Source organism: Paraburkholderia sp. (genome assembly GCF_047605525.1).
Taxonomy (GTDB): Bacteria; Pseudomonadota; Gammaproteobacteria; order Burkholderiales; family Burkholderiaceae; genus Paraburkholderia.
Genome location: NZ_JASGFN010000005.1, coordinates 109,979 through 124,087 on the forward strand (window position 1 = coordinate 109,979; position 14,109 = coordinate 124,087).

11 protein-coding genes and 1 pseudogene are annotated in these 14,109 nt (G+C 65.4%); 6 read left to right on the plus strand and 6 right to left on the minus strand.

What is annotated here, in order from left to right; all coding sequences use genetic code 11:
• Positions 1–58: 58 nt before the first annotated feature.
• From nadC to purN, 6 genes and pseudogenes are all read right to left on the minus strand, one after another.
• On the minus strand, positions 59–982 hold the full coding sequence (gene nadC / locus QM685_RS09130; protein ID WP_415114937.1) for a carboxylating nicotinate-nucleotide diphosphorylase: 924 nt from the start codon (positions 980–982) through the stop codon (positions 59–61).
• On the minus strand, positions 982–2,121 hold the full coding sequence (gene nadA, locus QM685_RS09135; protein WP_415115389.1) for a quinolinate synthase NadA: 1,140 nt from the start codon (positions 2,119–2,121) through the stop codon (positions 982–984). The genes nadC and nadA overlap by 1 nt, the downstream gene beginning before the upstream one ends.
• 131 nt (positions 2,122–2,252) lie before the next feature.
• Positions 2,253–3,449, minus strand: coding sequence for a fatty acid desaturase (locus tag QM685_RS09140; RefSeq protein ID WP_415114939.1), 1,197 nt, complete (start codon positions 3,447–3,449; stop codon positions 2,253–2,255).
• Between the two features lie 317 nt (positions 3,450–3,766).
• Positions 3,767–4,441 (minus strand): annotated as a pseudogene (locus QM685_RS09145) (mechanosensitive ion channel protein MscS); the annotation flags it as partial.
• A 93-nt stretch (positions 4,442–4,534) separates the two neighbouring features.
• Positions 4,535–5,794 (minus strand): RsmB/NOP family class I SAM-dependent RNA methyltransferase, encoded by a 1,260-nt coding sequence (locus QM685_RS09150; protein ID WP_415114941.1) that lies wholly within the window; start codon positions 5,792–5,794, stop codon positions 4,535–4,537.
• The gene (gene purN, locus QM685_RS09155) at positions 5,791–6,444 is read right to left on the minus strand and encodes a phosphoribosylglycinamide formyltransferase (RefSeq protein ID WP_415114943.1); all 654 of its coding nucleotides are present in this window, start codon (positions 6,442–6,444) and stop codon (positions 5,791–5,793) included. The genes QM685_RS09150 and purN overlap by 4 nt, the downstream gene beginning before the upstream one ends.
• A 135-nt stretch (positions 6,445–6,579) precedes the next feature.
• Here purN and QM685_RS09160 point away from each other — a divergent pair, with 135 nt between their 5' ends.
• From QM685_RS09160 to dut, 6 genes are all read left to right on the plus strand, one after another.
• Complete coding sequence (locus QM685_RS09160; protein WP_415114945.1) at positions 6,580–7,575, plus strand: bifunctional riboflavin kinase/FAD synthetase; 996 nt, start codon at positions 6,580–6,582, stop codon at positions 7,573–7,575.
• A 163-nt stretch (positions 7,576–7,738) separates the two neighbouring features.
• A complete protein-coding gene (gene ileS / locus QM685_RS09165; protein ID WP_415114947.1) occupies positions 7,739–10,576 on the plus strand; it encodes an isoleucine--tRNA ligase in 2,838 nt (945 codons plus the stop codon).
• A complete protein-coding gene (lspA, locus tag QM685_RS09170) occupies positions 10,576–11,082 on the plus strand; it encodes a signal peptidase II (protein WP_415114949.1) in 507 nt (168 codons plus the stop codon). The genes ileS and lspA overlap by 1 nt, the downstream gene beginning before the upstream one ends.
• Positions 11,083–11,199: 117 nt before the next feature.
• The gene (coaBC, locus tag QM685_RS09175; RefSeq protein ID WP_415114951.1) at positions 11,200–12,414 is read left to right on the plus strand and encodes a bifunctional phosphopantothenoylcysteine decarboxylase/phosphopantothenate--cysteine ligase CoaBC; all 1,215 of its coding nucleotides are present in this window, start codon (positions 11,200–11,202) and stop codon (positions 12,412–12,414) included.
• Between the two features lie 69 nt (positions 12,415–12,483).
• A complete protein-coding gene (locus QM685_RS09180; protein ID WP_415114953.1) occupies positions 12,484–13,500 on the plus strand; it encodes an LLM class flavin-dependent oxidoreductase in 1,017 nt (338 codons plus the stop codon).
• Between the two features lie 64 nt (positions 13,501–13,564).
• Positions 13,565–14,011 (plus strand): dUTP diphosphatase, encoded by a 447-nt coding sequence (dut, locus tag QM685_RS09185; protein ID WP_415114955.1) that lies wholly within the window; start codon positions 13,565–13,567, stop codon positions 14,009–14,011.
• The last annotated feature ends 98 nt before the right edge of the window (positions 14,012–14,109 follow it).

A 14,109-nucleotide genomic window follows, 5' to 3' on the forward strand; every position in this document is an offset into this window, starting at 1 on the left:
CCACCAGCAATGGCCTCGTTCAGCAGTCGCTGCGAGCTTAAGCGCTTATATGCGGGCCTCAGACGATCCGCATCGAATAGTCGGTAGCGCGCACGTCCTTGGTCAGCGCACCGATCGACACACGATCGACGCCCGTCTCCGCAATCGTGCGCACAGTCTCGAAGTTCACGCCGCCGGACACCTCGAGCACCGCCCGCCCCACCGTGATACGAACCGCGTCACGCATCATGTCGAACGAAAAGTTGTCGAGCAGAATGGACTGCGCATGATGTGCGAGCGCGATTTCCAGTTGCTCGAGCGTTTCGACTTCGATCTGGATCGGTACGCCCGCATTCAATGCGAGCGCCGCGTCCATCGCCGCGCCCACGCCGCCCGCGGCGGCAATGTGGTTTTCCTTGATCAGAATACCGTCGTACAGCGCGAGCCGCTGATTCGCGCCACCGCCGACACGCACCGCGTACTTCTGCGCGAGCCGCAAACCGGGCAAGGTCTTGCGCGTGTCCAGAACGCGCGTGCGTGTGTGGGCGATCGCGTCCGCATAGCGGCGCGTCACGCTCGCCACGCCCGATAGCAGTTGCAGGAAATTCATCGCGTTGCGCTCCGCGGTCAGCAGCGCGCGCACCGGCCCCCGCAACTCGCAGACCGGGGTATTCGCGCTCATGCGAACGCCTTCACGGTAATGCCATTGAACCTCAATACGCGAATCGATCGCGTGCATCACCGCGTCGAACCACGGCACGCCGCACAGCACCGCCTCTTCGCGCACGATGATGCGTGCGTTGCGGACGTCGTCCGCGGACACGAGCCGGCCGGTCTGATCGCCAGTACCGATATCTTCGGCGAGCGCATCAGCAACGTTGCGCGCGAGCGCCGCATCGAATGCGGCGCCGTATTCCGCGCGAATCTCCGCGAAGAGCGGCGATACCGCGTCAGATCCTTTGTACTCCGCTGCCTGCGCAAGCGTTTTCTCGACCACCGTCATTACGCTGCCCCCACATTCGAATACAGTTGCGCGTCGCGCGCGAGATCGCCGCTTGCCTGTACGCGCTTCTTTTGACACGCGGCGAAGTCGAGCATCCGGTCGATCGGCACACGCGCGCGCGCGCCGACCGCGCGATCGACGAAAATTTCGTTATGGCCGCGCTCGAGTACGTCAGCCAGATTGGCGAGGCCGTTCATCGCCATCCACGGACAATGCGCGCAGCTCTTGCAGGTCGCGCTGTTACCCGCCGTGGGCGCGGCAATCAACGTCTTGCCGGGCGCGGCGAGCTGCATCTTGTGCAGGATGCCGAGATCGGTCGCGACGATGAAATGGCTCGCGTCGAGCTTCTGCGCGGCATCGATCAACTGCGTGGTCGAGCCGACGACATCGGCCTGCGCGACCACGTTGGGCGGCGACTCCGGATGCACGAGCACCTTCGCGTGCGGATAGTCCGCGCGCAGCAGATCGAGTTCGATGCCTTTGAATTCGTCGTGCACGAGGCACGAGCCTTGCCACATCAGCATGTCCGCGCCGGTCTTGCCCTGGATATAGCTGCCGAGATGGCGATCCGGCGCCCAGATGATCTTTTCGCCGCGTGCGTGCAGATCGGCGACGATCTCGAGCCCGATCGACGACGTCACCATCCAGTCCGCGCGCGCCTTCACCGCCGCGCTCGTGTTCGCATACACGACCACCGTGCGGTCCGGATGCGCGTCGCAGAAAGCCGTAAATTCGTCGACCGGACAGCCGAGGTCGAGTGAACAGGTCGCGTCCAGATCCGGCATCAGAATGCGCTTGTCGGGACTGAGGATTTTCGCGGTCTCGCCCATGAAACGCACGCCCGCGACCACCAGCGTTTGCGCGTCGTGATCTCGTCCGAAACGCGCCATTTCCAGCGAATCGGCCACGCAGCCGCCGGTTTCGTCGGCCAGCTCCTGCAATTCAGCGTCGACATAATAATGCGCGACGAGCACTGCCTTCTCGCGTTCGAGCAGCGCGCGAATGCGTGCCTTCAGCGCCCGCTTTTCTTCCGCCGACGGCATCTCGGGCACTTTCGCCCACGCCTGCCCGATTCCGCAGGTCGTGCCCTGCTGCTGAGGCCGGTCGTATTCGACGGTCCTGATCGCCTGCTGCTCCATCATCTCCTCTGCCCTCGCTCGGCCGCCGCGGAATTTCGGTCGCGTCGCTATCGTCGCAACGGTTTTCGCGGCCCAAAATAAAAAACCCCGCCAACGCGGGGTTTTGTGACGTGCCGAAATTTTAATGGATTTCAGGCATAGCGACGCAGTCGCATCGCAAAGTCCTGCAGCGCCTTGATACCGCTTTGCTCGGCGCGGTGGCACCAGTCCTGCAACTGCACCAGCAGTTGCTCGCGCGAAGCATTGGAACGCTCCCACATCGACGCGAGTTCGTTACGCATGTCGATGTACGTCTTCAGCTTCTGGCTGTTCGCGAAAATCTGCGGCAGTTGACGCTTCTGCGGTTCGTTCAGGCCCGCCTCTTCCTTGTGGAACCAGCTACGCGCGCCGCGCATCACCTGATACTTCTCGCGCGCGCCGACTTCCTTCAGATGTGCGAGCTCCTGACGATACGCGCGCTTGATCGCCTTCGCGTAACGCGCCATCACTTCGTAGCGGTTTGCGAGCACGGCCTGCAGCGTGTCCTGATCGAGCACGAGCTTGCCGGTGGTCAGACGCGGCGTCGGAGCAACCTTTTTCACCTTGGCCAGACGGAACGCCTGCATGATGCGGATGTACATCCAGCCGATATCGAACTCGTACCACTTGTTCGACAGCTTGGCCGACGTCGCATACGTGTGATGATTGTTATGCAGCTCCTCGCCGCCAATGATGATGCCCCACGGGAGAATGTTGGTGCTCGCATCCGCCGAATTGAAGTTGCGGTAGCCCCAGAAGTGCGCGAGACCGTTGACCACGCCCGCGGCCCAGAACGGAATCCAGATCATCTGCACGGCCCAGATCGTCAGGCCGACGACGCCGAACAGCGCGACGTTGAGCACCATCATCAGGCTCACGCCGAGGATCGGGTACTTCGTGTAGACGTTGCGCTCGATCCAGTCGTTCGGCGTGCCGTGGCTGAATTTGCGCATCGTCTCTTCATTTTTCGCTTCAGTGCGATAGAGTTCGGCGCCTTCCAGCAGCACCTTCCAGATGCCGCGCGTCTGCGGGCTGTGCGGATCTTCCTCGGTCTCGCACTTGGCGTGGTGCTTGCGGTGAATCGCGGCCCACTGGCCGGTCAGCATACCGGTGGTCATCCACAGCCAGAAACGGAAAAAATGACTTGCGATGGGGTGCAACTCCAGCGCGCGGTGCGCCTGGCAGCGATGCAGATAAACGGTCACGCCGATGATCGTGATGTGCGTCGCGATGAGCGTGTACACGACGAGTTGCCACCACGAGAAGCGCAACAGACCGTGAGCAAGAAAATCGAGCAAGGAATTCAACAAGGTAAGTTACCTGCAGAACGAGAGATACGGAGCACACGCGCCGCGCGTGTGTCATGAAAGTGAAAGCATACAGCGGGATAGGACGATATTCTACTTGAAGCGTTCCAAGTGTTTGTAACAAATAGGGATTTTTTGTGTGCTATCAACAGAATGGCGCCTGCCGCGTCCGCAATTCTCGGCTCGCGGCAGGGTGAAACGGCCTCACCGGCCGTGGTTGGCGGCGCCGTCCGCGGGCCTGAGCGCGGCATCGGCCGTGGAATCGGGCGCGGAATCGGTCATTGTTGCCGGATGCGGCATTGTGCCGCCTGTGAGACCGACATCGACAGGCTGACCAGCACCGCCGCGAGCACGAAGGCTGCCCGGCCGACGCGCGCAACCACCACTTTCAGGTTCGCGTCGAGCGTTTTCGAGCGCATCAGACGGTCTTCGAATGTCGAGCCGAGCCACATCGCGACGATCATCGTGACACCGACCCACAGCAGCCCCGTCACGAGCGACAGCAGCGTCATGTGCGCGTTGGCGACCCGGAATTGCACGCTGCCCATCCACGCGATCACCTCGTCCTGGATGCCCATCAGCGTGAGCACCATGCCGATCCATACGACCACCGACACGGTCTTCTCGACGAGGAACAGCCACGGATGCACGCCGCCGTCGCGATTAAAGACCCGTCGCGCGAAGAAGAACACGATGTAGATCAGGCCGATGCCGACGAGCGGCACCAGCGCCAGATCGAGCAGCGCGGTGTGCATGAACTGGCCGGCGATCGCCCGCGCGAGCCACACGAGCGCCGCGCCGATCAGCGGAAAGGCCGCGCGGTTCAGGCTCTCCATCCCGAAGCGCAGGGTCTGGTAACGCGGGGCCCACGGCGGTGTCAACCGGCGGCGCAGTGTACGCGCGACGAGCCACGCGACCAGCAGCGTCGCGAGCAGGATGCCGACCTGCCACAACATCACGGGCTGACCGAAGTCGCGCGCGATGTCGCCGAACATGTGGGGAAAGACGGTATGCATGAGGTTGCCGAAATCTCCGGCGCGGCGGGGCCGAAAGCCAGTCCCCGCGCGCCGGCGAAAAGCCGGTTGCGCCTAGCTCTGGCGCTCGAGCACGGCGGCGAAGAAACCGTCCGTGGCGTGGCGGTGAGGCCACAGCGACAGGTAGTCGCCCATTTCGAGGTCGATGCGCTGCTCGGCGAGCACATCGCGCACGGGCATGAGCGCGAAGTCCGGGTGGTCGGCGAGGAACTGCTGCACGATCGCCTCGTTTTCCGCTTCGAGAATCGAGCACGTCGCGTAGACCAGCCGCCCGCCCTTCTTCACGAGACGCGCCGCGCTCGCGAGAATCGACGCCTGCTTCGGCGCCAGCTCGGCAACCGACTCCGGCGACTGGCGCCATTTCAGATCGGGATTGCGGCGCAGCGTGCCGAGGCCGCTGCACGGCGCATCGACGAGCACGCGGTCGATCTTGCCGGCGAGCCGCTTGATCTTCGCGTCGTGCTCGCTGTCGATCAGCACCGGGTTCACGTTCGACAACCCGCTGCGCGCGAGACGCGGCTTGAGCTTGGCAAGCCGCCGCTCGGAGATATCGAACGCATAGAGACGGCCGGTCGAGCGCATCGCCGCGCCGAGCGCGAGCGTCTTGCCGCCCGCGCCCGCGCAGAAATCGACGATCATCTCGCCGCGCCGCGGCGCGACCAGCGAACACAGGAGCTGGCTGCCCTCGTCCTGCACTTCGAGCCAACCCTGCTGGAACGCGTCGAGCTTCGTGAGCGGCGGCTTGCCGACCACGCGCACGCCAAGCGGCGCGAACGGCGTCGCGCCGGCCTCGATGCCGGCCTTCGACAGCGCCCCCAGTACGTCGTCGCGGCTCGCCTTGATCGGGTTCGCACGCAAATCCAACGGCGCCGGGTAGTTCAGCGCGGCGGCCAGTTGCGCGAGCTCGGCGGCCTCGAAGCGCGTGGCGAGCGCCTGGCAGATCCAGTCGGGCAGGTTCAGGCGAATCCGCAGCGGCAGGCTTTCCGGATCGATCTTCGACACGTGTTCGAGCCACGTCGCCTCGGCCTCGGTGACGAACGGCTTCAACGCGCTGCGCCCGGCCGTCTGCATCAGGCCGAGCAGGGCCATGCGGCGCGCCGGGCTGCCGGAGCCGCTTTCGGCGAGGTGCGCGAACTCCATCCGGCGGCGCAGCACCGCGAACACCGCCTCGGCGATCACGCCGCGCTCGCCGTGCCCGAGCTTCGGATGAGCGCGGAAAAAGCGGCTCGTGGTGGCGTCGGCGGGGCCGTTGAGCCTCAGCACTTCGGCCAGCAGCGTTTCAGTTTGTCCAATCAGGAAACCATGCAATCTCATGCGCCCTCTCCGGCGGTGTGACCGGCAAAGAGCCATTGCGGCTCCGGCGGCGTAAGCGTGACACGCAGGCCGTCGAGCGCGAGACGCCCTTCGACGAACCAGCGCACCGCGCGTGGATAAATGATGTGTTCGGTCGCCAGCACGCGCGCGGCGAGCGTGGCGGCGGTGTCGTTCGCGACGACGGGCACCGCCGACTGCACGACGATCGGCCCGTGATCGAGCTGCGACGTGACGAAATGCACCGACGCGCCGTGCAGCCGCACGCCGGCGTCGAGCGCCTGCTGGTGGGTCTTGAGGCCGGGAAAGCTCGGCAGCAGCGAAGGATGCACGTTCAGCATGCGCCCGGCGTAATGGTCGACGAAGCGCGCGGTGAGCACCCGCATGAAGCCGGCGAGCACCACGAGGTCCGGTGCGAACGCGTCGATCATCTCGGCGAGCGCCGCGTCGAAGCTGTCGCGATCGGCAAACTGGCGGTGGTCGACCACCGCGGTGGCGATGCCGTGCGACGCCGCGAACGCGAGGCCCGCGGCATCGGGACGGTTGGCAATCACGGCGGCGATCCGCGCCGGCCAGCCCTCGCTCGCGCAGGCGCGCACGATGGCTTCCATATTGCTGCCCCGTCCGGAAATCAGGATGACGAGTTTTTTCATGCGCGGATTTTATCATTCGGCAACAGTCGGACAGCGGCCGCGCAGCCGTCTGTTGCACCAAGCGTTTATAATCGATTGTTTTGCGGCACCCTGGCCGCCACTGCAACCCAACCGCCGCAACCGCCGCCCGCTATCGTGAGAGTTTTCCGCGGTCTTCCCAATGCCGAGAGCCGCGCGCCCTGCGCGCTGACCATCGGCAATTTCGACGGTGTCCACCGCGGCCACCAGGCTCTGCTCGCGCACGTGCGCGCGGCCGCCGACGCGCGCGGCCTGCCCGTCTGCGTGATGACCTTCGAGCCCCACCCACGCGAATTCTTCAACCCGGCCGGCGCGCCGCCGCGCATCGCGATGCTGCGCGACAAGCTCGAGGCGCTGCGCACCAACGGGGTCGACCGGGTCGTCGTCGAGCACTTCAATCACACGTTCGCGAGCCAGTCGCCGGACGCGTTCGTCGAGCGGATCATCGTCAACGGGCTGCACGCGCGCTGGATCATGATCGGCGACGACTTCCGCTACGGCGCGAAGCGCGCCGGCGATTTCGCGTCGCTGCAGGCGGCCGGCAAGCAATACGGCTTCGAAGTCGAACAGATGGCGACGGTGGCCGATCCGTCGGGCGCGCGCATTTCGAGCTCGGGCGTGCGCGCCGCGCTGATCGCGGGCGACCTCGACGCGGCGCGCGCCGCGCTCGGCCGCGACTATCTGATCAGCGGCCACGTCACGCACGGCATGAAACTCGGCCGTGATCTCGGCTTTCCCACGCTCAATCTGCCGATCGCGCACAAGCGCCCGGCGCTCGCCGGCATTTTCGTCGTGCAGGTGCACGGCATCGCCGAGCACCCGCTGCCGGGCGTCGCGAGCCTCGGCCTGCGCCCCACCGTCGACGATTCCGGCCGCGTGCTGCTCGAAGTGCATCTGCTCGACTGGCACGGCGACGCGTATGGCAAACTCGTGCGCGTCGAATTCCTGAAGAAGCTGCGCGACGAGGAAAAGTTCGCCGACCTCGAAACGCTCACCGCCGCGATCGCGCGCGACGTCGCCAATGCCCGCGCGTGGTTCGCGGCCGTCGGCGCCGGCACGCCGGGCAGCCGCTCCACCGGTTTCGCCACCTCGGCCACCGACCGAATTAGATAGCTGCCGCGGTCCGGACCGGCGCGCGGCGCCGCCCGAGCCGCCGCCGCGCGCATCGAAGGGCGTCCGGGCTTCACGCGAGCCGCCTGCCGGGCGCGTCCCACGCCCTCGCGAGAACGAGGCGCACCGCTCGCTACGCATACAACGCATTCACCGCACCCACATCATGAGCAACAAGAAAGCCGATTCGAAACCGCAGTCCCGCTACCCGGTCAACCTGCTCGACACGCCGTTCCCGATGCGCGGCGACTTGCCCAGGCGCGAGCCGCAATGGGTCAAGGACTGGCAGGAACGCAAGGTCTACGAGAAGATCCGCGCCGCCTCGAAGGGCCGCAAGAAGTTCATCCTGCACGACGGCCCGCCGTATGCGAACGGCGATATCCACCTCGGCCACGCGGTGAACAAGATCCTGAAGGACATGATCGTCAAGGCGCGCAATCTGGCGGGCTTCGACGCGGTCTACGTGCCGGGCTGGGACTGTCACGGCATGCCGATCGAAATCCAGATCGAAAAACAGTTCGGCAAATCGCTGCCGGCGGCCGAAGTGATGCAGAAGGCGCGCGCCTACGCAACCGAGCAGATCGAAAAGCAGAAGGCCGGCTTCCGGCGTCTCGGCGTGCTCGGCGACTGGGACAATCCGTACAAGACGATGAATTTCGCGAACGAAGCCGGCGAAATCCGCGCGCTCGCGAAAATCATGGAAAAGGGCTACGTGTTCCGCGGCCTGAAGCCGGTCAACTGGTGTTTCGACTGCGGCTCGGCGCTCGCCGAAGCGGAAGTCGAGTACAAGGACAAGACCGATCCGACCATCGACGTGCTGTTCAGCTTCGCCGAGCCGGAAAAGACCGCGCAGGCGTTCGGCCTCGCCGCGCTGCCGCGCAACGAGGGCGGCATCGTGATCTGGACCACCACGCCGTGGACCATCCCCGCCAACCAGGCGCTGAACCTGCATCCGGAGATCGTCTACGCGCTGGTCGACACGCCGCGCGGTCTGCTGATCCTCGCCGAAGAGCGCGTCGAAGCGTGCCTGAAGCAATACGGCTTCGACGGCACGGTCATCGCGACCACGCCGGGCGAGAAGCTCGTGAACCTGCGCTTCAACCATCCGCTCGCGTCCGCGCATCCGGCCTACAAGCGCACGGCGCCGGTCTATCTCGGCGACTACGTGACGACCGAAAGCGGTACGGGTATCGTGCACTCGTCGCCCGCCTACGGCGTGGAAGACTTCGTGTCGTGCAAGGCGCACGGCATGGCGGACTCGGACATCATCAACCCGGTGATGGGCGACGGCCGCTACATCGAATCGCTCGCGCTGTTCGGCGGCCTGTCGATCTGGGCGGCCAATCCGCAGATCGTCGAGGCGCTGCAAGGCGCCGGCTCGCTGCTGCGCACCGAGAAGTACTCGCACAGCTACATGCACTGCTGGCGCCACAAGACGCCGATCATCTATCGCGCCACGTCCCAGTGGTTCGCCGGCATGGACGTGAAGCCGAACGACAGCGACAGGACGCTGCGCGAAACCGCGCTCGAAGGCATCGAGAACACCGCGTTCTATCCGTCGTGGGGCAAGCAGCGCCTGTTCAGCATGATCGCGAACCGCCCGGACTGGACGCTGTCGCGTCAGCGTCAATGGGGCGTGCCGATGGCGTTCTTCGTGCACAAGGAAACCGGCGAGCTGCATCCGCGCACGCTCGAGTTGCTCGAACAGGTCGCGCGGCGCGTCGAGAAGGAAGGCATCGAGGCATGGCAAACGCTCGATCCGCGCGAGCTGATCGGCGACGACGCCAACCTGTACGAAAAGAACCGCGACACGCTCGACGTGTGGTTCGACTCGGGCACCACGCACTGGCACGTGCTGCGCGGCTCGCACAAGGACGAGCTGCAGTTCCCGGCCGACCTGTATCTGGAAGGCTCGGACCAGCACCGCGGCTGGTTCCACTCGTCACTCTTGACCGCGTCGATGCTCGACGGCCGCCCGCCATATAACGCGCTGCTCACGCACGGCTTCACCGTCGACGGCGAAGGCCGCAAGATGAGCAAGTCGCTCGGCAACGGTATCGATCCGCATGAAGTGGCGAACCGCCTCGGCGCGGAAATCATCCGCCTGTGGATCGCGTCGACCGACTACTCGGGCGAACTGGCGATCTCCGAGGAAATCCTCAAGCGCGTGACGGAAAGCTATCGCCGGATCCGCAACACGCTGCGCTTCCTGCTCGCGAACCTGTCGGACTTCGACTTCGCGCGGCACGCGCGTCCGCTCGAAGACTGGCTCGAGATCGACCGCTACGCGGTGGCGCTGTCGGCGAACCTGCAGAACGACATCCTCGCGCACTACGAGAAGTACGAATTCCACCCGGTCGTCGCGAAGCTGCAGACGTTCTGCTCGGAAGACCTGGGCGGCTTCTATCTCGACGTGCTGAAGGACCGCCTGTACACGACCGCCGCGGATTCGGTCGCGCGCCGCTCGGCGCAGACCGCGCTCTATCACATCGCGCACGGCCTGCTGCGCGTGATGGCGCCGTTCCTGTCGTTCACCGCGGAAGAAGCGTGGAAGGTGTTCCAGCCCCATGGCGAGACGATTTTCACCGAGACGTATCACGCGTACCCGGCCGTGCCGGAAGCGGGCGCGCTGCTCGACAAATGGACGCTGCTGCGCGCGGCGCGCGGCGACGTGACCAAGGCGCTGGAAGAAGCGCGCGTCGCGAACCTGATCGGTTCGTCGCTGCAGGCGGAAGTCGAAATCCGCGCGAGCGGCGCGCGTTACGACGCGCTCGCGAGCCTCGGCGACGACCTGAAGTTCGTGCTGATCACGTCGGCGGCGAGCGTCGTGAAGGTGGCGAGCGAAGCGGACGAAGGCGTCGAAGTGATCGCGTCGAAGTATCTGAAGTGCGAGCGCTGCTGGCACTACCGCGCCGACGTCGGCGCAAACGCCGAGCATCCGTCGCTGTGCGGCCGCTGCTTCAGCAATCTGTTCGGCAATGGCGAAACGAGGAGCGCGGCATAATGGCGGGAAGCATGTCGAAAACATCGGCCCGAAGCAGTTCGCTGGTACCCTGGCTCGGCATCGCGCTGATCGTCATCCTGTTCGACCAGTTGACGAAAATCGCGGTCCGCAAGATGTTCGAGTACGGTGTGCCGCATGAGATCACGTCGTTTTTCAACCTGATCCTCGTGTACAACCGCGGCGCCGCGTTCAGCTTCCTCGCGATGGCGGGCGGCTGGCAACGCTGGGCATTCACCGCGCTCGGCGTGGTCGCCGCGCTGGTGATCTGCTATCTGCTCAAGCGTCACAGCGGACAGAAGATGTTCTGCACGGCGCTCGCGCTGATTCTCGGCGGCGCGCTCGGCAATGTGATCGACCGGTTGATGTACGGCCACGTGATCGACTTCCTCGATTTCCACGTGGGCGGCTCGCACTGGCCGGCGTTCAATCTCGCCGACAGCGCGATCACGATCGGCGCGATCCTGCTCGTACTCGACGAGTTGCGGCGCGTACGCGGTTCACGCTGACGTCGCCGGCGCGGGTGCCGCTTCGCTCGCGGCGCGCGCATCCGTTGGAAAGGCACGGCGGCAACCGCGGGCAACGTCTCGCGCCGCCGCGCGATCACGCTTTGTCGGAGGCTTTCGTTGGCAACCGCAGAACTCGCAGGCAAACACCTCGTCCTCGGCATGACGGGCGGCATCGCCTGCTACAAGATCGCCGAACTCACGCGTCTGCTGACCAAGGCAGGCGCGACCGTGCAGGTCGTCATGACCGAAGCGGCCACCCAGTTCATCACCCCCATCACGATGCAGGCGCTGTCGGGCCGGCCGGTCTACACGAGTCAGTGGGACGGGCGCGTGCCGAACAACATGGCGCATATCGATCTGTCGCGCGAAGCGGACGCGATCGTGATCGCGCCCGCCTCCACCGACTTCCTCGCCAGACTCGCGCACGGCATGGCCGACGATCTGTTGTCGACGCTGTGCGTCGCGCGCGACTGTCCGCTGCTCGTCGTGCCGGCGATGAACCGGCAGATGTGGCAAAACCCGGCCACGCAGCGCAATGTCGCGCAACTGCGCGCGGACGGCATCGAAGTGCTCGGTCCCGATTCGGGCCCACAGGCTTGCGGTGAAATCGGCGACGGGCGCATGCTGGAAGCGGCCGCAACCTTCGAGGCGATCGCGTCGTTCTTCGCGCCGAAGATCCTGGCCGGCCGGCGCGTGCTGCTGACCGCCGGGCCGACCTTCGAACCGCTCGACCCGGTGCGCGGCATCACCAACCGCTCGAGCGGCAAGATGGGCTTCGCGCTCGCGCGCGCCGCGCAGCAGGCCGGTGCCGACGTGCATCTGGTGGCCGGCCCGGTCGCGCTGGAAACCCCGTGGGGCGTGTTCCGCGAGGACGTGCAGACCGCGCAGCAGATGCACGACGCGGTGATGCGCGCGGTCGGCGACGCGGACATCTTCATCGGCGTGGCGGCGGTCGCGGACTGGCGTGTCGATCACGTCAGCGAGCAGAAGATCAAGAAGACCGCGGAGCGCGCGCTGCCGAGCTTCGCGTTCGTCGAGAATCCGGACATCCTGGCCGCGGTCGCGAAGCTGCCGAAACCACCGTTCGCGGTCGGCTTCGCGGCGGAGAGCGGCAACCTCGACATCCACGGCGAGGAAAAGCGCGTGCGCAAGAACGTGCCGCTGCTGATCGGTAATCTGGGCCCGCAGACGTTCGGGCTCGACGATAACGAAGTGATCCTGTTCGAAGCAGGCAGCGCAACGAAGCTGCCGCGCGCCGACAAGCAGACGCTCGCGCGCGCGCTCATCACGGAAATCGCCAAGCGCCTGCCTGACACCAGCCCGGTTCGCTGAGCAGCCGGCGGCGGCCTGGACGCTCCGCCGCCGGCTGCCCCGACCGGAGTCATCTGGAGCACTACTGACATGACGCTACTTTCCGTGCTCGATCAAACGCCGGTGATCTCCGGACACTCGGTCGCGGACGCGATCGCCGCCACCGTCGAACTCGCGCAACTTGCCGACGACCTCGGCTATACGCGCTACTGGTGCGCCGAGCACCACGGCCTGCGCGGCGTATCGAATCCCTGCCCCGAAGTGATGCTGGCGCGCCTCGGCAGCGTGACCCGACGCATTCGCATCGGCTCGGGCGGCGTGATGCTGCCGTACTACAGCCCGTTCAAGGTCGCCGAGCAGTTCATGATGCTCGAGGCGCTGTTTCCGAATCGTGTCGATCTCGGCGTCGGGCGCGCGCCCGGCGGCGATATGCGGACCGCGCAGGCAGTGGCCGGCGGCGCCTACAATCGCGGCGAGATTTTCCCGCAGCAGGTCGCCGATCTGCTCGGGCTCCTGCACGGCACGCTTCCCGCCGATCACCTCGCGCAGGGCGTGCTGCTGCAACCGCAAATCGACACGCGTCCGCAACTGTGGATGCTCGGCTCGAGCGAATTCGGCGGTCTGCTCGCGGCGCAGCTCGGCATCCGCTTTTCGTTCGCGCATTTCATCAACGCGCATTTCGGCAAGCCGGTCGCGCTCGCGTACCGCGAGCGTTTCCAGCCGAGCGAGGAAGCGTCGCAGCCGTATCTCGCGGCCGCGGTCTTCGTGATCTGCGCGGATACCGCGCAGGAGGCCGCGGACCTCGAAAAAGCCGTCGATCTGCGTCGCGTGCAAATGGCATACGGTTTGAACGAACCGATTCCGACGATCGAACAGGGCGTCGCGCAGGAGTACGGCGAGCGCGAACAACTGGTGATCGATCGGGAAAAGCCGCGCAGCATCATCGGCACGCCGGAAACCGTGACCGAGCGGCTCACGAACCTGCAGGAGCAGTTCCAGGCGGACGAGCTGATGGTGCTGACCGTTGCCGGCAGCTATCGCGCGCGATTGCGCTCCTACGAACTTCTCGCCGAGGCGTTCCAGCTCGGCTCGAACCCGGCGGCTTGACGGTATGTCCTGTCGACGCGCCGCCCATCTCAACGCTTACTCCAACACCAACGACAGAACCTGAATGAAACTCGACCTGAAGATTCTCGATGAGCGCATGCGCGAACAGCTTCCCGCCTACGCGACGACCGGCAGCGCCGGCCTCGACCTGCGCGCCTGCCTCGACGAACCGTTGACGCTCGCACCCGGCGAAACCGCGCTGGTGCCGACCGGTCTCGCGATCCATGTTGGCGATCCGGGTTATGCGGCGCTGATTCTGCCGCGCTCGGGCCTCGGACATAAGCACGGGATCGTGCTCGGCAATCTGGTCGGTCTGATCGATTCCGACTACCAGGGGCAACTGATGATTTCGACGTGGAATCGCGGTGAAACGACGTTCGTGCTGAATCCGATGGAACGCCTCGCGCAACTGGTGATAGTGCCGGTCGTGCAGGCCGAGTTCAATATCGTCGATGACTTTGCGCAGAGCGACCGCGGTGCCGGCGGGTTCGGTAGTACCGGCAAGCATTGAGGCCTGGCGGCTGCGTTTTTAAGCACATCGCCTGAAGAAAGCCTGAAGAAAACCAGGCACAAAAAAGAACGGCGCGGGATAAACCCGCGCCGTTCTTT

Bases quoted from the DNA above. Each gene is read 5' to 3' on its own strand.
- nadC (WP_415114937.1), bottom strand. From the start codon at position 982: ATGACGGTGGTCGAGAAAACGCTTGCGCAGGCAGCGGAGTACAAAGGA.
- nadA (WP_415115389.1), bottom strand. From the start codon at position 2,121: ATGGAGCAGCAGGCGATCAGGACCGTCGAATACGACCGGCCTCAGCAG.
- QM685_RS09150 (WP_415114941.1), bottom strand. From the start codon at position 5,794: ATGAGATTGCATGGTTTCCTGATTGGACAAACTGAAACGCTGCTGGCC.
- purN (WP_415114943.1), bottom strand. From the start codon at position 6,444: ATGAAAAAACTCGTCATCCTGATTTCCGGACGGGGCAGCAATATGGAA.
- ileS (WP_415114947.1), top strand. From the start codon at position 7,739: ATGAGCAACAAGAAAGCCGATTCGAAACCGCAGTCCCGCTACCCGGTC.
- lspA (WP_415114949.1), top strand. From the start codon at position 10,576: ATGGCGGGAAGCATGTCGAAAACATCGGCCCGAAGCAGTTCGCTGGTA.
- QM685_RS09180 (WP_415114953.1), top strand. From the start codon at position 12,484: ATGACGCTACTTTCCGTGCTCGATCAAACGCCGGTGATCTCCGGACAC.
- dut (WP_415114955.1), top strand. From the start codon at position 13,565: ATGAAACTCGACCTGAAGATTCTCGATGAGCGCATGCGCGAACAGCTT.